The following is a 17,281-nucleotide window of genomic DNA, read 5'->3' as shown; positions in this document are numbered from 1 at the left end:
AAATCCGTCCCATGGTGCTTCATCGCGGCGCCATGCTGAAACGTATCTACGACTGGTGCATCGACTCCGCCCACAAGCCTTACGCGCTCTGGATCATGGGTGCGGTGGCTTTCGCCGAAAGCTCCTTCTTTCCGGTTCCCCCGGACGTGATGCTGATCCCGATGTCGCTGGCGCGCCCGCAGCGCGCCTGGCTCTATGCCGCGATCTGCACGGTCACCTCGGTGGTCGGCGGTCTGCTCGGCTACGCCATCGGTGCACTGCTGTTCGACTCGGTCGGCCACTGGCTGATCCAGGTCTATGGCCTCGGCGACAAGGTCGATGCTTTCCGCGCCTCCTACGCGGAGTGGGGCGCGGTGATCATCCTGCTCAAGGGCTTGACGCCGATCCCTTACAAGCTCGTCACCATCACCTCGGGTTTTGCCGGCTACAATCTCGTTCTTTTCATCCTGTGCTCGATCGTCGCGCGCGGCGGGCGCTTCTTCATCGTGGCGATCCTGCTCAACCGCTATGGCGACTGGATCCGGCACAAGCTCGAGGAGCATCTCGGATTGTGGGTGGCGATCGGCGCCGCGGTGCTGGTGCTCGGCTTCGTGGTGGCGATCAAGCTGATCTAGGACTGAGATACCCAACGCTTTCACGCCGCGCCGGCTTCGGTTACGGTTGCCCCTATGATGGTTCGATCCGGAAATCCGGCAGTACGGCACGGGACGCTGATCTCAGCGGTGCTGCTGCTCCTTTCCGGTGCCGGCGGGACCGGGTGGGCGCAATCGGCGCCGCCGTCGCTCGGCTTGCAGGAGCAGGGGCCGCAGGCTGCGCCGCCGCCTTCGACGCCCGCGCCGCCGGCGGCTGAGGACAATCCCGGGCTGATCCACGAAATGGGCAAGCTGTTCGACAAGCTGCCCTCGATCCTGCCGCCGATCAAAAGCCCCAGCGAGACCATGAATGACCTGTCGCGGCTGGCGACGCCGTCGACCATGGTCTCCGGGCGCACGGCCTGTCCGGTCTCGTCGAACGGTGCGCCCGACTGCAAGCCCGCCGCCAACCAGCTCTGTCAGAGCAAGGGCTACAAGGAAGGCAAGAGCCTCAATACCGATTCCGCCGAGAAGTGCTCGGCCAAGGTTCTCATTCCGGGCAGGCAACGCAAGCCGGATGATTGCCGCACCGATACCGTCGTCACCAGCGCGCTGTGCCAGAACTGACGCCGCGCGAGCAGCAAGGAGCGCCCATGAGCCGCACGGAGCAGGACTTCCTCGGACAGCGTGAGATCGCCGACGACATCTACTACGGCGTCCAGACCATCCGGGGTAAGGAAAACTTCCACATCACCGGCATTCCCATGAACCAGGAGCCTTACTTCGTGAAGGCTCTTGGTTACGTGAAAAAGGCCGCCGCGATGGCCAACCGCGATCTCGGTGCGATCGACACAAGGGTCGCGGATGCGATCATCCTCGGCTGCGACCGCGTCATCGCCGGCGACATGATGGACCAGTTCGTCACCGACTTCATCCAGGGCGGCGCTGGCACCTCGACCAACATGAATGCCAACGAGGTGATCGCCAACCTCGCGCTGGAATCGCTCGGCTTCAACAAGGGCGACTACCAGCACGTCAGCCCGAACGACCACGTCAATTACGGCCAGTCCACCAACGACACCTATCCGACCGCGTTTCGGCTGGCGCTGATCCTGCGCCTCGAGAGCTACATGACGGCGCTGCGCCAGCTCCAGGAGGCCTTCTTCGCCAAGGGCCGCGAGTTCGAACGCGTGCTGAAGATGGGGCGCACGCATCTGCAGGACGCAGTGCCGATGTCGCTTGGCGCCGAATTCCGCGGATGGGGCACCACGATTGGCGAAGAGGTCGACCGCATCTCGGAAGCGCGCGCGCTGCTGCGCGAGATCAATCTCGGCGCCACCGCGATCGGCACCTCCGTCACCGCGGCGGTTGGCTATCCCAAGCTCGCGGTCCGGCATCTCAGCGCGCTGACCGGCGTCGACTTCATTCTCGCCGGCGATCTCGTCGAGGCGACCTCCGACACCGGCGCCTATGTGCAGCTTTCCGGCGTGCTCAAGCGCACCGCGAGCAAGCTGACGAAAATCTGCAACGACATCCGCCTGCTGGCCTCGGGCCCGCGCGCCGGCTTCAACGAGATCAACCTGCCGCAATTGCAGCCGGGCTCCTCGATCATGCCGGGCAAGGTCAATCCCGTGATCCCCGAGGTAGTCAACCAGACCAGCTTTCTCGTGATCGGCCTCGACACCACGGTGACGCTCGCGGCCAGCGCCGGCCAGCTCCAGCTCAACGTGATGGAACCGGTGATCTCGTTTGCGCTGTTCTTCTCGATCCGCACCATGGAGCGCGCGGTCAACAGCCTGCGCGAGAACTGCGTCGTCGGCATCACCGCCAACGAGGAGCACACCCGCAACATGGTGCTGAACTCGCTCGGCATCGTCACCGTGCTGAAGCCGCTGCTCGGCTACAAGCAATGCGCCGAGATCGCGCGCGAGGGCTACAAGAGCGGCAAGTCGCTGCACCAGATCGTGGTGACCGAACGCAAGCTGCTGACGCAGGAGAAATGGGACGAGATGTTCTCGTTCGAGCGGCTGATCAACCCGGATATGATTGGGTAGCCGTCGTCATCCGCAGCTCTTTTCTCGTCATTGCAATGACGGGGCGCGATGGGAATTCCGCCTGTTGGAATTGCGGAAACGGCATCCGCCACGGCGTCAAAACGCAATACTTGACAGTGGAAAGATTGCCTTGTTGGTATGGCTCCCAACCTTCAATGCGTCTGCCAACAAAGGATCGTTGCGCAATGTCCATGCCTGCTCTGTTCAAGGGGCGCCTGTCGATCCCCGTGATCGGTTCGCCGCTCTTCATCATCTCGGTGCCCGACCTCGTGATCGCGCAATGCAAGGCGGGCGTGGTCGGCTCGTTCCCGTCGCTGAACGCGCGGCCGCCGGAATTGCTCGACGAGTGGCTGGCGCGGATCACCGAAGAGCTCGCGGCCTACGACCGCGCCCATCCCGACAAGCCGTCGGCGCCGTTTGCGGTCAACCAGATCGTGCACAAGTCGAACAACCGGCTCGACCACGACATGCAGCTCTGCGCCAAGTACAAGGTGCCGATGATCATCTCCTCGCTCGGCGCGCGCGAGGAGCTCAATCAGGCCGTTCACGGCTGGGGCGGCATCGTTTTCCACGACGTGATCAATCAGAAATTCGCCCACAAGGCGATCGAGAAGGGCGCCGACGGCCTGATCCTGGTCGCGGCCGGCGCCGGCGGCCATGCCGGCACCATCTCGCCGCTCGCCTTCGTTGCCGAAACGCGCAAATGGTTTGATGGTCCGATCGCGCTGTCGGGCGCCATCGGCAACGGCAAGGCGATCCGCGCCGCGCGCATCCTCGGTGCCGATTTCGCCTATATCGGCTCGGCCTTCATCGCGACCAAGGAAGCCAACGCGGTCGAGAAGTACAAGGAGATGATCGCGGGCTCGACGGCCGACGACATCGTCTATTCCAACCTCTTCACCGGCGTGCACGGCAATTATCTGAAGCCCTCGATCCTCGCCGCGGGCATGGATCCGGAAAACCTGCCGACCTCCGATCCCACCAAGATGAACTTCGGCACCGACGCTTCCGGCGAACGCGCCAAGCCGAAGGCCTGGAAGGAGATCTGGGGCTCGGGCCAGGGCATCGGCAGCGTTGAAGGCATCGTACCCGCCGCCGAGATGATCGCGCGCTTCAAGAAGGAATACGAGGAAGCGATCGATCCGCCGTTGTGATGGCTGGCGTCCCGCATCTCTCTCATCCGTCGTCCCGGACAAGCGAGCAAAGCGAGCGCAGATCCGGGACCCAACCACAGGGAGGTGTTTGGCGAAGGCTCGTGGTTGTCAGTCTCGCGCCACAACTTCTCCCTGGGAGTATGGGTCCCCGCCCCCCGTGCGCAATTGCGCACTAGGCGGGGACGACACCTTTTGCTGAACTCCGAATGTGCGCCACGGTGAAACAATGACCGCCATTTACCGCGTGGACGGCAACAGCGTTGTCACCAGCCCCAATGCCGCGGGGCCATGGGACCGGCGTATGCAGCACGGTTCGGCGCCATCGGCGCTGGTGACGTGGGCGGCGGAGCGGATTCCGACGCCTGTGCCGATGAACATCGCGCGCGTCACCATCGATCTGATGCGGCCGGTGCCGGTGGCGCCGCTCACGATCGAGAGCAACGTGTTGCGTGAGGGCCGCAAGATCCAGCTCTGCGAGGTCAAGCTGCTCGCCGACGGCATACAGGTCGTCGGCGCCACCGTGCTCAAGATCAAGCAGCAGTCACAGCCGCTGCCCGATGACGTCAAGGAGCTGCCGGTCACGCTGCCGTCGCCCGAGGCCTCGCTGGTCGAGGACGGCCATGGCGCGACCAGTCCGTTCGCGGGCATGGTCTCGATGCGCGCCGCGCGCGGCCGCTTCGGCCAGGCCGGTGCCGGCGCGATCTGGTTTCGCCTCGACCATCCGCTGGTCGAAGGCGAGGCGGTCTCGCAGGCGATGCGCGCCGTGGTCGCCGCCGATTTCTCCAACGGCACCGCCTCGACGCTCGACTTCCGCACCTGGACCTACATCAACGCCGATCTCTCGGTGAGCCTGGCGCGCCAGCCGGTCGGCGACTGGATTCTGCTGGATGGTGAGTCCTGGATCGGCCCGGATGGCGCCGGGCTTGCGATGTCGCGGCTCGCAGACCGCCAGGGCTACTTTGGTCGCGCGGTGCAGAGTTTGGTGATCGAGAAGCGCTGAGCGTTGCGGCATGCGCCGCGGTTGCTGCGTGGGCCGAATGAACGGCAGGCTTCCGCCGCCGCGGAAGGGATGCTTGGCCGTGCTCGACCAGGGCATCCTGCCTGTTCATACTCCGTAGAAGATCTTGATCTCCCACAGCACCACGATGATAGCCGTGATCAACGTGACCGCGGCGACTGCACTTTCCAGGGAAGCGACTCGCATGTCTTACTCCGCTTCCCAGCCCCATCAGCGGTCTAATTGATTCCCTGATTCGTCGGCAATCGGGTGGCCGCCGCCGACGCGCACTCCGTCACGCATTGTGGTGCCGGCGCCACAGCGACTCCGTAAAATCCCGGGTGAGAACGCTGATCATTCCCGTCATTTCGCGCGATACGTGTATTCCGAACCCGCCGCTGCAATCAGGGAGAATTAACCCACCATCCGGTCGCGTCCGCTCCAGAAGCCCGCGCGCAGCACCTTCTTGTCGACCTTGCCGACGCCGGTCATCGGCAGCTGCTTGACGAACTGGATCTGTTTCGGCGCATGCGCGGAACCCTTACGCGTCCGCACCAGATTGATCAGCTCGTCCGGATCCGGCTTTGCGCCCTCGCGCGGCACGACGATGGCCGTGACGGCCTCGCCCCATTTCTCGTCGGGGACGCCGACGACCGCGACCATCGCCACATCGGCATGCTGCGACAGCACGTCCTCGACCTCGCGCGGAAAAATGTTGAAGCCGCCGGTGACGATCATGTCCTTCTTGCGATCGAGGATGAACATGTAGCCGCGCTCGTCCTGGCGGGCGATGTCGCCGGTGTGGACCCAGCCGTTCTTCAACGTCTCCGCGGTGATATCAGGCCGCTTCCAGTATTCCGCCATCACATGCGGCGCGCGCACGCAGATCTCGCCGGCATCACCGGTCTTCACCTCCTGATCGTTGTCGTCGAGAATCCTGACCTCGCAAGCGGCAATCGGGAAGCCGCAGGACAAGAACAGTTCCGGCGTCCTGGGATCGTGATCCCTCTTGCGCAGCACCGAGACCGGATAGCATTCGGTCTGGCCATAGAGCTGCGAGAATACCGGGCCGATGCGCTCGATGCCCTCGACCAGCCGGCTCGGCGACATCGCCGACGCCCCGTAGAGCACAAGCTCGAGCGAGGAGAGATCGGTCTTATCAAGCGCGGGATGATCGAGCAACACGTAGATCATGGTCGGCACGAACAGCGTGAAATTGATGCGCTCGCGCGCAATCGTCGCGAGCACGGCCTCGGGATCGAAACCTTTCAGCATGTGCACGGTGCCGCCGCGCATCAGCGTCGGCAGCACCTTTGTGCCCGCGACGTGGCTGATCGGGGCGACTGTGAGATAGCGCGCGGCGTCGGGAATCTCGAAATCGGCGAGGATCGCGCCGGCAGCGCCGGCATTCTCGCGATGATAGCGCAGCGCGCCCTTGGACTTCCCTGTCGTGCCGCCGGTGTAGTTCAGCGTGGAGAGATCGTCGAGACCAGCGAGGCACTGGGCGCTGGCATGTCCCGCGTCTTCGATCGCCTGCAAGAGGTCGACGCCATAGTCGGCCGGCCCCATGGTGAAGACCGCCTTGAGCCGCCTTGCCTTTGCGGCGAGCTCTCCCCCGCGATCGCGGAAGGCGGCGACGTCGACCACCAGCACTTCGGCGTCCGAATCCTCGAGCTGAAAAAGCTGGTCCGTCTCCGATCCCAGCGGATGCAGCCAGGTGACGCAGCATCGCGACAATTGCGCGGCGACGCCGGCGCACCAGGTGTCGGCGCGGTTCGCGGTGAGGAAAGCGACGCGCGCGCCGGGCTGCAAGCCGAGCCGCATGAACACGCCCTGGATGCGCCCGATCAGATCGAGTGTGCCCTGATAGCTCAGCGATCCGCCGGGCCACGCGAAAGCCGTGCGGCCGGGATAGCGCGCCAACGCCCGTAGCGTCTGCGCACAAGTCGGGGACGATGCGTGGAGCGGATCGGACATATGTTTCCTCGTTGCTTTGTCATCGGCTTGTGTCGTGCCAATGTTTGTGCGCAAGGCTAGCACAGGGAATGCGGGATGGAACGACAAAGCCCGCCAAGGGAAGCAAGCGCGATGCGGAGATTTGCGTGACATCCGATCGACTGCAACGTTTTCGCGACCGTCTCAGCCTGCCTTTGATCGCGGCGCCGATGTTTCTGGTGTCGGGTGTCGAGCTGATGGTCGCGGCTTGCCGCAACGGCGTGATCGGCAGCTTCCCCACAGTGAATTGCCGCAGCGCGGAACAGCTCGATGACTGGCTGACCGAGATCGCAACGCGGTTGCGTCAGCACGGGGATCAGACTGGACGGAAGGCCGCGCCGCTCTGTCCGAATTTGATCGTGCATCGCTCCAACGCGCGGCTGGCGCAGGATCTCGCCGTGCTGCTCAAGCATAAGCCTGAGATCGTCATCACGTCGGTCGGCTCGCCGGCGCTGGTGTTGAAGCCGCTGCACGATGCCGGCGCATTGGTGCTGGCGGATGTCGCCTCCATTCGCCACGCCGAGCGTGCGGTAGCGGCAGGAGCCGACGGACTGGTGCTGCTCACCGCGGGCGCGGGCGGACAGACCGGCTGGCTCAATCCGTTCGCCTTCGTCCGTGCGGTGCGCGCGTTCTATGACGGCATCATCGTGCTCGCCGGCGGCATCAGCGACGGTCGTGCGCTGCATGCGGCCGAAGTGCTTGGCTGCGATCTCGGCTACATGGGCACAAAGTTCATCGCGACGCGCGAGAGCATGGCGGATGATCGCTACAAGCAGATGCTGGTCGAGAGCAGCGCCGACGACATCCTGCTCACCACCGCCTTCACGGGCCTGCAGACCAGCATGTTGAAGCCGTCGATCGTCGCCGCTGGGCTCAACCCCGACGATTTGCCGGCGCGCGGCGCCATCGACATCGGCAAGGACATCGACGTCGCCGCGCGCGAGAACCGGCCTAAACGCTGGCGCGATATCTGGAGCGGGGGGCACTCGACGTCGGGCGTTACCGACGTGATGGCGGTCGACGATCTCGTGGCCCGGACGGCCGCTGAATACCGCGAGGCGGGGGCGCGATAGCGTTCCGCGCCCCCCAGCACGGTTAATCCCGCATGGCTCCGCAAGCCCGCACTTAACGGCGGATTAACCATCGCCAGCCAAGAATCCCCCTCACGGCCGCCAATCAGGACGAGAGGGACAGGCGATGGATTTCGATTTTCTCAACAGCAAGACAGCCGCAACGCTGGACGAGATCCGTGTCCGCGTCGCCCATGCGCTGGCCCGTCACCCGCTCTGCCGCACTGTCCGCTTCGACATCGTCAGCGTCCCCCGCACCCGCCGGGGCGGCAATTGGACAGTGACGCTGCAATCGGTCGAGCCGCGCGCCGTCTGGGAGGCCTCGGAGATCGTCGCCGACATCCAGGACGCCTACGACCTGGCCGCAGCTGCCTGATTTCATTTGGCTTTTCGGCCTTGTCGTTGCCGGCATGGTGATTGTCGCCGCAAAGGCACACTCAAGCCTTAATTCGTGCCCTTTTCCCGGGCACCTCTAACAACCTCGTGAAGCGGTTCTTCCCGGAGAGACGTTTGTCCAGAGCCATCACCATCATTGTGCTGACCTGTTTCCTCGTCCTCGGCGCCGCCACCACTGCCATTCTCGGCCGCGACAGCGTGCCCAGCGTCAGTGCCGAGATGATCACTCAGGCCCCGCCCAAGCCGCTCGTCGCCGCCAACCGTGCTGCCAAGGCCGACCGGCTGGTTCCGACGCTGGCGCTGGCCTCGGCCGCGATCGATCCGGTGCAGGTTCCCGCCGACAGGCTGTCCCAGGCCCCCGTGCTGACCGAGCCGCTGCGCCAGGCTTTCGCCGCGGCGACGCCGGCTGATTTCCCGATGCCCAAAACGAGCGTGAACGAGGCGCCCGCCGCGGCGGAAACCACCGCCGCCATCGAGGTTGCGCCGAAGCCGAAGGCCGCCGCGAAGCCGCAGCCGCAAAAGACCTATTCGCTGCTCTCCGAGGTGCAGATCGCCGGCATCAGGGATCGCCTGAAGCTGTCGTCGTCGCAGGAATATTACTGGCCCTCGGTCGAGTCGGCGCTGCGCAACGTCGTCCGCAAGATCTCGGCGAACAAGCTCTCCAATCCCAACGGTCCGAACGTGCAGATCGATCCGAACTGCGACGAGGTCCAGCAGTTGAAGTCGGCCGCGATGCCGCTGCTGTTCCAGCTGCGTGACGACCAGAAGGAAGAAGTGCGCAAGCTCGCCCGCATCATCGGGCTCGAGAAGGTCGCGCAGCAGATCTGAGGCATAGGTCCTCCGGGAAACTGCGCCGTCGTCGGGAACATCCGGCAATCGCCAGGCGTTGCCTGCTCCAAACAGGGGAGTGGACCAATGCGCGCCTCGACAGCCTATTTCGTCGGTGCCGGATCGATCGTCGCCGCCATCGCCATCGGTCTCGGCGGCGGCATCGTCGCCGGCGATATCATGCATCCGATCGCGCCCAAGCAGGGGCCCGATGCAGCCAGGATGGCGCAACGCGCCGAAGCCGCCGCGCCGGTCACGACAAGCGCGCCATCGGAACGCGTGCAATATCTCACGGGATCGCAAAGTTTTGGCGCGATCATCGCATCGGCCGAGCAGACGCAGGGCGAAGCCAAGCCTGAAACCAAGCCCGATGTGCAGGCCACTCAGGCGAGCGCTGAACCCGCCGCACCGCCGCCTCTGCAGACAACGGCCTCGGTCGAGCCGCCCCAGCCCGTGCCTGCGTCGCCTCCGCAAGCGACAAAACCAGCCGAACAGCAGGCGTCGACCGAACCCGCATCCTCACCTGACAACGCCTATGCCAAGGCCAGGGATTCTGACGTGAAGCATGCCGCGTCGGAGCGGCGGCGGGCGGAGCGGCACGAGCGCTGGGCGCGCCGCCACTATGACACGCGCGATGCACGTGGCTGGCACGATCAGACCGACTGGGATGATGTCGCGCGCAACGTTCGCGCGGATTCCGGTACACGTAGTGTCGTTGTCCGCCGTCCGCGCGGCGGCTTCTCGTTGTTCGGTCCGGATAACGACTAACTGCTACCGTTCTCGTCCGATATTTACGGCACGATGCATCAATCATGGGGGCGACGGTGAGGGAAGCCTCTGAACCCGGATCGTCGCCGTTCCGTTATTGTTTTTGTAGAACTGGGCGCGCCGGCCCTGGACCGGCAGGAGCCAGCGCGGCGCGAGCCGCGTGGAGATGAATCGCGGGAAGAGCTGGACGGCGTCGTTGACGTAGAAGAACAGCTCGCCGGCCTCGGGCGCCTCGAATTCCGCGACGAACAGCTCGGACAGTCCCTGCTTGCGCCACAGCGCGCGTGCCGCTGGCAGCGCCGCGGCCGGGATCGGCTCGAAATCCCCGAACGGCTTCCAGGCACGATTCAATTCGCTGCCCGGTGTCTTGAACTCGGCGGAGTCCTCGACATGGATCGGGTAGTTGTCCTTACTCTCGTCGTCATAGGCCGGCACCGTCGCATGGACCCGCCGCGGCAGCTCGTTCGCCGGCAGTCCGTTGATGGCCTGCAGCGGCAGATCGTACGATCCGCGCGCGCCCACCCGCACGACCGGCTGGAACCAGTCGGCGCCCTGGAGCCGAAGGATCGGGACGGCGAGGCGATGGGTCGGATCCGGCGGCGTCTTGAATCCGTTCAGGCCGGTCATGATGGTGTGGTCGAACCACGGATCGGCCATCTGGATCCAGACGCGGTACTTGCGGCCCTTCTCGACCGCGAGGCGGCTTGGCCAGCAGAAATCGCTGACGTCGAACAATTCGCCGTCGCGGGCCGTGACCGGCGTGTCGCCGACGGCACGCGTCGATGCGCTGCTCTTGCAGAAGTCGCCGACGCCCGCGCGCCAGTCGAAATAGCCGCGCGACAGGAGCAGCAGACCCGAGCCGAAAATGGCGATGAGGAAGACACCTGGCATCAGGACGTTGGTGAAGGCCATGCGCACCGGCCAGGCATGCAGCCGCATCCAGCGGCCGATCGCGAGCAACCAGCCGGATCTGCTCACGCGCTTTCGCGATGCCATCCGGTCGGGCCTGTACCAGGCCAGCCGGGCGCGTTCCTGAATGCTGTCGCGCAGCGCCGTGTTCCTGTTCCACGCGATCAGGATGATGATGACGAGGACCGCGGTGACGAAGGGATAATACAGCGCGATGGCAAGCCATGGTGCCGCGTAGGACGGCAGCACGCTCGCGAGCAGATCGGCAAACGGCTTGACGACGGTGCTGGTGCCGTTGTCGATCGCCGTGATCCATTTGAGCAGGGTGGTATCCTCAAGCCCGTGCTCCTTGGACGAGCCCACCACGGAGCGCGCGATCCATGGCCATGCGGCCAGGATGCCGAGCGCGATCAGCAGCGAGAAATAGGCGAAGCGGCGCCACCACACGGTGTCGAGAACCTGCCGCGCCATCTCGGGATTCGGCGGGCTCATCGCCATGAAGGCGTCGGCTTCGGCCGCCTTGTGGCCATCGCCTTCTCGCTTCGCGTAGGCGGACCTCATGGCCTTGCGCGTTTCGTCCCGCGTCAGCGGCAGCACCTGTCCATCCGGCAGCAGCACGTTGGCATTGGCCGGAAGCATCAGCGGCGCGTAATTGTCGCATCCGTGCAGCATGCGCTCGACCACGCCGAAGTGCACCACCGGCGGTCCGCCATCCTCTGCACGGTCGTGAATCGGCCGCGGGCCGTAGCGGTACAGCACGCCGGCGCCGTTGCGCGAATCGTGCATCGGCCCGATCGCCGACTGGTACTGGCGGAAATGCGCGATCGTGCCGTCCTGGAAGCGGAGCTGGCTGCCGAGCTGCTCGGCCATCCACACCAACGGCACGAAGGACAGGGTGGATTCCGGATAGCCGCCGCCGATGTCGGAATGGACGCCTGCGAACCACACCTCCTTGACGATCTGCCCCTCGGCAAGGTCGGCCTGGTCGATGCGCAGCGGATGGAAGGTGGTGCGTTCGTCGTCGAGCGCGAGCGCATGGCAGGCGTGCTTCACCTTGTCGGAGAGCCGGTAGTTTCGGAACGAGATCGGCCAGATCGCCCAGTCGATCGCGACACGGAGCTCCTCGATCGGCACGCCGAACGCCTCGACCGTGTCGAACAGTCCGAGGAATTCGATCTTGACCTCCTTGCGGCCATCCATGGCCTCGCGGACCGTCGCGTAGGAGCGTCGCCGGAAAACGAGTTGATAGAGATAGATCAGCACGTCGCGGATCCAGCGCACGACCCAGATCGTCGGCAGGCTGCGATAGCCGATCGACTGCTTGCGATACTCCCGCCATGCGGCCATCGTGTTGCGCTGCATCTCCGCATGCGACACGGCCACCTTGTCGATCACCGCGGGCACGAGGCCCTGGCTCGCGATCAGCGCTGCCAACGTCCGCGCGGTGAAGGCGCCGCGGCTGAAGCCGAAGATGTAGATCTCGTCGCCCTCGCGCCAGTTCCAGCACAGGAAGCGATAGAGCTTGCGGACGTTGGCGGGCACGCCGATGCCGGTGGCGCCGTCGAGAGCGGCGAGGGGCGCCCAGCCGGCGGTGCCGACGCCCTTGATGTAGTAGGCGATCTGATCGGGCTTGGTATGGTCGAGCGCCTCGTAGAGACGCCAGACGCTGGATTCCTGGGCGGTGAAGGCATTGCCGGTGCCGTCGGCGAACAGCACCAGCTTGCGCGGTGGACGTGCGTCGGGTGCATTCGCCGCGGCATCTGGATCATCGTGCGCATGGTTCGGCCTTGCAGGACCGCCATGCAGCGCCCCGTCCCGGTGCGTCATGGACTCCTCCGAAAATTCAGTTGGGATGCCTAAGCCTCGCTCGGGCGGCATCCTTCAAATTCAATCAGGGGTTTTGTTATGAAATAACGGATGTATTTTGCCCGCAATCGCGCTGAGGTAGCAAAGGATTGCTTCGTCTTGCTCGGGCTGTCTATGATCTCCGCCACAATCGGCAAAAAGAAATGCCCAGGCAAGCCCGGGCATTTCTCCTGTTTGCGAAGCGACCGCTATTGCGAAGCGCCCGTGCAATCGGCTCTTATTTGCCGTTGCCGCGGCAGGCGCCGCCGGGGCCGAAGTGGTAGCCGCGCGGGCAGGCATGCGCGGCGGGGTTTTCGAAGTTCTTCAGGCAGCCGCCATAGGGCCCACGGTGCCAGCCGGCGCCGCAGCCGCCGGCCACCGCGATGACATCGCCATTGCCCTGCGCGCCGAACGGCATCAGCGGCATGGCCTGGGCCGAACTGACGATTGCGCCGAGCGCGAGCGCCGCGGCAAACACGGTTCGTATCATGCTGTGTTCTCCTGGACTTGCGTCGCTCAGTGGGTGGCTGCGAAAGCGATGCCGGCGCGCACTTCGGTGATCGCCTGGTCGATCAGCCCCAGCGCGAGTTCGCGATGTCCACCCTTATTGGGCTCGGCCTTGGCGAGCTCGGCGCGGCCTGATTGCAGGATCGCTACCGCTTCGTCCATGTGCGGTTGCGCGCCGAGCGCGTAGCCGATGCAGAGGCTGGTTGCGATGGCGCCGCCGAGCGCGAGGCTGCGGGGTAGAGAGGTTCGCATATCGTTGTCTCCTCCAGCGGGCGTCAGGCAGGGGCCGCCCGGTTGCCCGGACGCGATCCGCGTGTGGCGGGATGTCGCATCCGCAGCCTGAATAGGATGGGGTGTGCGGGCCGTCTTGGACTGTCCGGCGCCAGAAGCGACGCAGCTTGGACTGACCAGCGCAGCTTGAATCAGGTGGCCGTACTGGTAGCCTGCGACCGCTAGCCTTCAGCGCGGGTTCATCCCCGGCTTGCGAGGCTCAATTGTTTTCTGCGCGATTTTTTTCCGAGAAAGCCTTTCCCGGAAGTCCTTGCCGATGTCCGTCATCAGGAAATCGCTCTCGACCGAGATGCTGCCGCAGGATCTGTCCGACCGGCAGCGCTTCATCCGTTTCGCCGAGCTGTTCGAGCATTTTTCCAACACCGGCGAGCTCGACCCGGCGTCCGACGTGCCGTTTCGCGCGACGATGAACTCGATCCATATCGGCACCACCATGCTCGGGCGCTGCGACGGCAGCTTCGTCACGGTGCGGCGGGAAAAGCGCCAGGTGGTCGAGACCGGCGATGATCGCTTTTGCCTCGTACGCAACACCGGCGATCGTTCCTCGCAGGTGGTTCATCGCGGCCGCGAATTCACCATGCGGCCGGGATCGATGGTGCTGCTCAAGCTCGACGAGCCCTTCTTCGCTGCCGACGGGGCGAGCCAGAAGCGCTTCACCAACGTGCATCTGCCGGTCGAGTCACTGCGTGCGATGGTCGCCGACGTCGACGGCCTCGTCGGCTGCGAGCTCGAACCCGGCGGCGCGCTGTCGCTGGTGATGGACTATAGCGATCTGCTGCTTCGTCATCCCACCGCCGCCGACGAGGCCGGCATGGCGATCGCGTCCCATTTGCTCGATCTCGCCGCGATCGGCCTGGGGGCCCGCAGCGACGTTGCTGCCGCGGTACGGCGGCGGGGCCTGCGCGCGGTGCGGCTGAAAGCCGTGCTATCGATCCTCGAGGCGCGCTTCCACGAGCCGGATTTTTCCGCGCAAAAGCTTGCCACTGCCGCCGGTCTCTCCGAACGCTATGTCAACGAGCTGCTGTTCGAGGCGGGCGCGAGCTTCACCACCCGCCTGACCGAACTGCGCCTGCGCAAGGCGGCCGACCTGCTCGCTCATCGCCAAGGCCGCATCAGCGACATTGCGTTTGCCTGCGGTTTCAACGATCTCTCTTATTTCAACCGCTGCTTTCGCCGCAGGTTCGGTCTGACGCCGACCGCGGCGCGGGGCAGATGAGGCGCCTAAAGCGGCTCTGCCTTGGGCGGCGGGTATCGCCGCGCCAGCACCGACAGCGGCAGGCGCCGTTCGTCCACCGGCAGCTCCAGCCAGGCCAGCACCAGCGGCCGCTTCCAGTCGCCGACGCCGAACCCCATGTCAGCCCATTTCTGCGGCTCGGGCCCGTCGAGGCCGCGGACCCAGACGAAGTAGCGAGGCTGGTCGTCGGCGTCGGTGTTCGTCGTGGGTCTCCTGGCCATCACTTGCTCACTGCCTCGACACGCATTATCGCCTGGATATAGGTAGCGGCGCGGCAAAGTCGAACGTGTGGCCCGCGGATTTTGCGAAACCACGGAGCGGCCTGGCGCTTGGGTCTAGTGCGGATGAACGAAACCATATTCGATGCTTGGGTTGATGCGTCGCAGGTGATGACGCGACTGGCCGGCGCCTGGTCGTTCGACCGGGTCATCGCAGGTCAAGGAAGCATGAAGGGCCTTGCGACCTTCACGCCATTGGATGCGGAGCGCCTGGCCTATCGCGAGCAGGGACGACTGAAGCTTCAAAACGGCACCGAGCTTGACGCAGAGCGAGAGTACGTTTTCCGCAAGCGCGACCGCGGCTTCGAGGTCTTCTTCAAGGAGACTCCGCCACGGCTATTCCACGCGATCTCACTCTCTGCATCGGATGATCGGGCCTTGAATGGAAGCGCCGACCATCTGTGCAGTCCCGATCATTATCAATCGACCTACACCTTCCACCCCGATGGCGGCTTTGTCATTCGTCACGTCGTGTCAGGTCCGCGCAAGGACTACATGATGATCACGACCTATACGTCGGTGGCGTGAGACGCGCGCCGATCTCGCGACGTCACAGCCAGAGCTCGCAGGTCGCCACCCGGTTGATGTCAGCGAGCCGCCGCTCAGCGTCGCCGCGGAGGTCGAGGCTTGCCAACAGCATCAGCAGGCGATGATAGGTGATGTCGGCGATCTCAACCGGCAGCGGCGCCTCATCAAACGCCTCGACATAGCTGCCGACGAGACTGCTCAGCAGGCGGCACAGGCCGCGCTGGGTGGGATCGTCGCGACCGAGCGTGTCGAGCTTCTGCTGAAAAATCCGGAAGGTCCGCAAACCGTGGTGCTGTTCGGAAAGCCACGCGTGCAGGTCGTTCATATGAGCTCCTTCGAGGAAGAGGAAGAAGCTACCGGTTTATACAGTGGGGATGCGACGATGGCGAGGGGAATTGTGCGCCGTCGCGCCAGTCAGAGCAAAATTGCGAACCCGTTTGTCATTGAAATGGCTGTAGAATTTTTGCCATCGTATTCACTCTCAGCGCTCGTGATTGACACCATCGGTTCGCAATCCAAGAGACGTACCCGCGGGGGATAACTCGGGCGAGACGAAACTGTCTAGATGCTGGTACTCCACGGCACCAGAACTTCGCGATAACCATTCGCGATCCGCTCGACATGAGCAAGAGCCGGAAATGGGTAATGGAAGCCCTGAACCAGCATCTTCTCCGCCACCAGCATATCGTAGATTTTGCGACGAGTGGCTTCGGCCATGACCGGATCTTGATCGATCGCGGCGTGCCAGCTCGGATTTTCGACAAACAGCACCGGGATATGGGCGACGTCACCCTGAACGAACACGCTCTTGCCGCCAGAGGACAGAACGAACGACGTGTGGCCGACGGAGTGCCCCGGTGTTGCAACAGCGGTGAGCCCCGGCACAACCTCCTTGCCGGCCTCGAATGGCGTCACCTTGCCGCCGAGCGCTGCAATGATCCGCCGGGTGTTCTTGAACAACCCTTCGATCCGTCCCTTCGGAGCACGGCTCATCTCGCCGTCGTCCATCCAGAACTTGAGCTCGGCGGCCGGCACGAAGATCTCGGCGTTCGGAAACGCCGGCTTGTTGTCCGCGGTCAGCAAGCCGTCCACATGGTCGACGTGGAAGTGCGATATGACGACGGCATCGATATCCCCGCGATCGAGGCCCGCAGCCTTCAAATTGGCCGCGAACTGGCCCGCGGTCCCCTTCGTGCGCTCAACTGCGGCATCGCCAAGGCCGGTGTCGATCAGGATCAGCTTCAGGCCGGTGTTGACGACGATCGGCGTGAACGGGACAGTCAACCCATCCGTGTTACGAAACGCCGCTGTGAGAGCGGCCTTGACCTGATCGGTGCTGGCATTCGTCACGAAGCCTTCAACGGGAAACTTGAGCGCGCCATCCGAAATGACGCTGACCTCGAAATCTCCCAATTGGTAGCGATAGAAACCCGGAGCCTGCTTCCCGGCGAGCGGGGCAGCAGCTCGGGACGACTCGGCAATAGGCAAGCTCGTTGCAGCAGCCAGTGCCGCGCTACCAGCCAACATTCCACGACGGGATACGAAGCTCATGACATCTCCGGCATTTGCGAGAGGCAGGGGGACCACCAAATACTGTAGATGAGCCTATTCGGCTTGCAATGGTCTATCGGCGAATCTTCACGGTCTGGTCATGCGCCGCTTTGGGCGGGATGACCGATGTCGGAAAAGCGCAGAATGGCCCGCGTTCGAACAGATGATCGCGTCGGCCAGCCGCTCAGGTGCGCGCTCCAGTGCGGGGTTGGTTTCGCCGGTGGCCGACTTCACCGATGGATAAGCGGCAGCCAAATCTCGAACGGGAATAGCTTGGCGTGGAGGCGCGGTTGGAAGAGCGTCC

At 64.4% G+C, this 17,281-nt stretch carries 18 protein-coding genes; 11 read left to right on the top strand and 7 right to left on the bottom strand.

Features of this window, described 5'->3' with window-relative positions; genetic code table 11:
* The first annotated feature begins 11 nt into the window (after positions 1-11).
* The 5 genes from ACLFLU_RS38395 to ACLFLU_RS38375 all read left to right on the top strand — a co-directional run bounded on the left by ACLFLU_RS38395 (position 12) and on the right by ACLFLU_RS38375 (position 4,780).
* Positions 12-614: a YqaA family protein gene (locus tag ACLFLU_RS38395; protein ID WP_426409820.1), complete on the top strand. Its 603-nt coding sequence runs from the start codon at positions 12-14 to the stop codon at positions 612-614.
* 54 nt (positions 615-668) lie between these two features.
* The gene (locus ACLFLU_RS38390; RefSeq protein WP_426409819.1) at positions 669-1,199 is read left to right on the top strand and encodes a hypothetical protein; all 531 of its coding nucleotides are present in this window, start codon (positions 669-671) and stop codon (positions 1,197-1,199) included.
* Positions 1,200-1,225: 26 nt separating this feature from the next.
* A complete protein-coding gene (locus tag ACLFLU_RS38385) occupies positions 1,226-2,626 on the top strand; it encodes an aspartate ammonia-lyase (RefSeq protein ID WP_426409818.1) in 1,401 nt (466 codons plus the stop codon).
* A gap of 185 nt (positions 2,627-2,811) precedes the next feature.
* Entirely contained in the window at positions 2,812-3,780 is a 969-nt protein-coding gene (locus tag ACLFLU_RS38380; protein ID WP_426409817.1) for an NAD(P)H-dependent flavin oxidoreductase, read from the top strand.
* Between the two features lie 226 nt (positions 3,781-4,006).
* Positions 4,007-4,780, top strand: a complete 774-nt coding sequence (locus ACLFLU_RS38375; protein WP_426409816.1) for a thioesterase family protein — start codon at positions 4,007-4,009, stop codon at positions 4,778-4,780.
* Between the two features lie 411 nt (positions 4,781-5,191).
* Here ACLFLU_RS38375 and ACLFLU_RS38370 read toward each other — a convergent pair whose 3' ends face one another.
* A complete protein-coding gene (locus ACLFLU_RS38370) occupies positions 5,192-6,754 on the bottom strand; it encodes an AMP-binding protein (RefSeq protein ID WP_426409815.1) in 1,563 nt (520 codons plus the stop codon).
* Positions 6,755-6,879: 125 nt separating this feature from the next.
* Here ACLFLU_RS38370 and ACLFLU_RS38365 point away from each other — a divergent pair, with 125 nt between their 5' ends.
* The 4 genes from ACLFLU_RS38365 to ACLFLU_RS38350 all read left to right on the top strand — a co-directional run bounded on the left by ACLFLU_RS38365 (position 6,880) and on the right by ACLFLU_RS38350 (position 9,834).
* Positions 6,880-7,845, top strand: coding sequence for an NAD(P)H-dependent flavin oxidoreductase (locus ACLFLU_RS38365; protein ID WP_426409814.1), 966 nt, complete (start codon positions 6,880-6,882; stop codon positions 7,843-7,845).
* Positions 7,846-7,969: 124 nt separating this feature from the next.
* Positions 7,970-8,218 carry a hypothetical protein gene (locus tag ACLFLU_RS38360; protein WP_200471728.1) on the top strand — a complete coding sequence of 83 codons (249 nt, stop codon included), beginning with the start codon at positions 7,970-7,972 and terminating at the stop codon, positions 8,216-8,218.
* 134 nt (positions 8,219-8,352) lie between these two features.
* Positions 8,353-9,066: a hypothetical protein gene (locus ACLFLU_RS38355; protein WP_426409813.1), complete on the top strand. Its 714-nt coding sequence runs from the start codon at positions 8,353-8,355 to the stop codon at positions 9,064-9,066.
* A gap of 87 nt (positions 9,067-9,153) precedes the next feature.
* Positions 9,154-9,834, top strand: a complete 681-nt coding sequence (locus tag ACLFLU_RS38350; protein WP_426409812.1) for a hypothetical protein — start codon at positions 9,154-9,156, stop codon at positions 9,832-9,834.
* A 42-nt stretch (positions 9,835-9,876) separates the two neighbouring features.
* Here ACLFLU_RS38350 and ACLFLU_RS38345 read toward each other — a convergent pair whose 3' ends face one another.
* The 3 genes from ACLFLU_RS38345 to ACLFLU_RS38335 all read right to left on the bottom strand — a co-directional run bounded on the left by ACLFLU_RS38345 (position 9,877) and on the right by ACLFLU_RS38335 (position 13,347).
* Positions 9,877-12,570: a DUF2235 domain-containing protein gene (locus tag ACLFLU_RS38345; protein WP_426409811.1), complete on the bottom strand. Its 2,694-nt coding sequence runs from the start codon at positions 12,568-12,570 to the stop codon at positions 9,877-9,879.
* Positions 12,571-12,826: 256 nt separating this feature from the next.
* Positions 12,827-13,078 carry a GCG_CRPN prefix-to-repeats domain-containing protein gene (locus tag ACLFLU_RS38340; RefSeq protein WP_426409810.1) on the bottom strand — a complete coding sequence of 84 codons (252 nt, stop codon included), beginning with the start codon at positions 13,076-13,078 and terminating at the stop codon, positions 12,827-12,829.
* Positions 13,079-13,104: 26 nt separating this feature from the next.
* Positions 13,105-13,347, bottom strand: coding sequence for a hypothetical protein (locus tag ACLFLU_RS38335; protein ID WP_426409809.1), 243 nt, complete (start codon positions 13,345-13,347; stop codon positions 13,105-13,107).
* Positions 13,348-13,642: 295 nt separating this feature from the next.
* Here ACLFLU_RS38335 and ACLFLU_RS38330 point away from each other — a divergent pair, with 295 nt between their 5' ends.
* Positions 13,643-14,602 carry an AraC family transcriptional regulator gene (locus ACLFLU_RS38330; protein ID WP_426409808.1) on the top strand — a complete coding sequence of 320 codons (960 nt, stop codon included), beginning with the start codon at positions 13,643-13,645 and terminating at the stop codon, positions 14,600-14,602.
* 5 nt (positions 14,603-14,607) lie between these two features.
* Here the strand turns inward: ACLFLU_RS38330 and ACLFLU_RS38325 are convergent, their stop codons facing one another.
* Positions 14,608-14,841 (bottom strand): hypothetical protein, encoded by a 234-nt coding sequence (locus ACLFLU_RS38325; RefSeq protein WP_426409807.1) that lies wholly within the window; start codon positions 14,839-14,841, stop codon positions 14,608-14,610.
* A gap of 123 nt (positions 14,842-14,964) precedes the next feature.
* On the opposite strand from ACLFLU_RS38325, the gene ACLFLU_RS38320 reads away from it, so the two are divergent.
* Positions 14,965-15,426 (top strand): DUF6314 family protein, encoded by a 462-nt coding sequence (locus ACLFLU_RS38320; protein WP_426409806.1) that lies wholly within the window; start codon positions 14,965-14,967, stop codon positions 15,424-15,426.
* A gap of 22 nt (positions 15,427-15,448) precedes the next feature.
* On the opposite strand, the gene ACLFLU_RS38315 is transcribed toward ACLFLU_RS38320, so the two are convergent.
* Positions 15,449-15,751 carry a hypothetical protein gene (locus ACLFLU_RS38315; protein ID WP_426409805.1) on the bottom strand — a complete coding sequence of 101 codons (303 nt, stop codon included), beginning with the start codon at positions 15,749-15,751 and terminating at the stop codon, positions 15,449-15,451.
* A gap of 236 nt (positions 15,752-15,987) precedes the next feature.
* A complete protein-coding gene (locus ACLFLU_RS38310) occupies positions 15,988-16,977 on the bottom strand; it encodes an MBL fold metallo-hydrolase (RefSeq protein ID WP_426409804.1) in 990 nt (329 codons plus the stop codon).
* Between the last annotated feature and the right edge of the window lie 304 nt (positions 16,978-17,281).

The sequence above is a fragment of the Bradyrhizobium ganzhouense genome, assembly GCF_049949285.1.
Classification (GTDB): domain Bacteria; phylum Pseudomonadota; class Alphaproteobacteria; order Rhizobiales; family Xanthobacteraceae; genus Bradyrhizobium; species Bradyrhizobium ganzhouense.
Note: the sequence above shows the minus strand (reverse complement) of the source record. Positions and strands in the feature narration are given on the sequence as shown.

Excerpts from the sequence above, each read along its gene's own strand:
- ACLFLU_RS38375 (WP_426409816.1), top strand. The coding sequence starts at position 4,007 with ATGACCGCCATTTACCGCGTGGACGGCAACAGCGTTGTCACCAGCCCC.
- ACLFLU_RS38340 (WP_426409810.1), bottom strand. The coding sequence starts at position 13,078 with ATGATACGAACCGTGTTTGCCGCGGCGCTCGCGCTCGGCGCAATCGTC.
- ACLFLU_RS38390 (WP_426409819.1), top strand. The coding sequence starts at position 669 with ATGATGGTTCGATCCGGAAATCCGGCAGTACGGCACGGGACGCTGATC.
- ACLFLU_RS38385 (WP_426409818.1), top strand. The coding sequence starts at position 1,226 with ATGAGCCGCACGGAGCAGGACTTCCTCGGACAGCGTGAGATCGCCGAC.
- ACLFLU_RS38380 (WP_426409817.1), top strand. The coding sequence starts at position 2,812 with ATGTCCATGCCTGCTCTGTTCAAGGGGCGCCTGTCGATCCCCGTGATC.
- ACLFLU_RS38345 (WP_426409811.1), bottom strand. The coding sequence starts at position 12,570 with ATGACGCACCGGGACGGGGCGCTGCATGGCGGTCCTGCAAGGCCGAAC.
- ACLFLU_RS38315 (WP_426409805.1), bottom strand. The coding sequence starts at position 15,751 with ATGAACGACCTGCACGCGTGGCTTTCCGAACAGCACCACGGTTTGCGG.
- ACLFLU_RS38350 (WP_426409812.1), top strand. The coding sequence starts at position 9,154 with ATGCGCGCCTCGACAGCCTATTTCGTCGGTGCCGGATCGATCGTCGCC.
- ACLFLU_RS38330 (WP_426409808.1), top strand. The coding sequence starts at position 13,643 with ATGTCCGTCATCAGGAAATCGCTCTCGACCGAGATGCTGCCGCAGGAT.
- ACLFLU_RS38310 (WP_426409804.1), bottom strand. The coding sequence starts at position 16,977 with ATGAGCTTCGTATCCCGTCGTGGAATGTTGGCTGGTAGCGCGGCACTG.
- ACLFLU_RS38370 (WP_426409815.1), bottom strand. The coding sequence starts at position 6,754 with ATGTCCGATCCGCTCCACGCATCGTCCCCGACTTGTGCGCAGACGCTA.
- ACLFLU_RS38320 (WP_426409806.1), top strand. The coding sequence starts at position 14,965 with ATGAACGAAACCATATTCGATGCTTGGGTTGATGCGTCGCAGGTGATG.
- ACLFLU_RS38360 (WP_200471728.1), top strand. The coding sequence starts at position 7,970 with ATGGATTTCGATTTTCTCAACAGCAAGACAGCCGCAACGCTGGACGAG.
- ACLFLU_RS38395 (WP_426409820.1), top strand. The coding sequence starts at position 12 with ATGGTGCTTCATCGCGGCGCCATGCTGAAACGTATCTACGACTGGTGC.
- ACLFLU_RS38335 (WP_426409809.1), bottom strand. The coding sequence starts at position 13,347 with ATGCGAACCTCTCTACCCCGCAGCCTCGCGCTCGGCGGCGCCATCGCA.
- ACLFLU_RS38325 (WP_426409807.1), bottom strand. The coding sequence starts at position 14,841 with ATGGCCAGGAGACCCACGACGAACACCGACGCCGACGACCAGCCTCGC.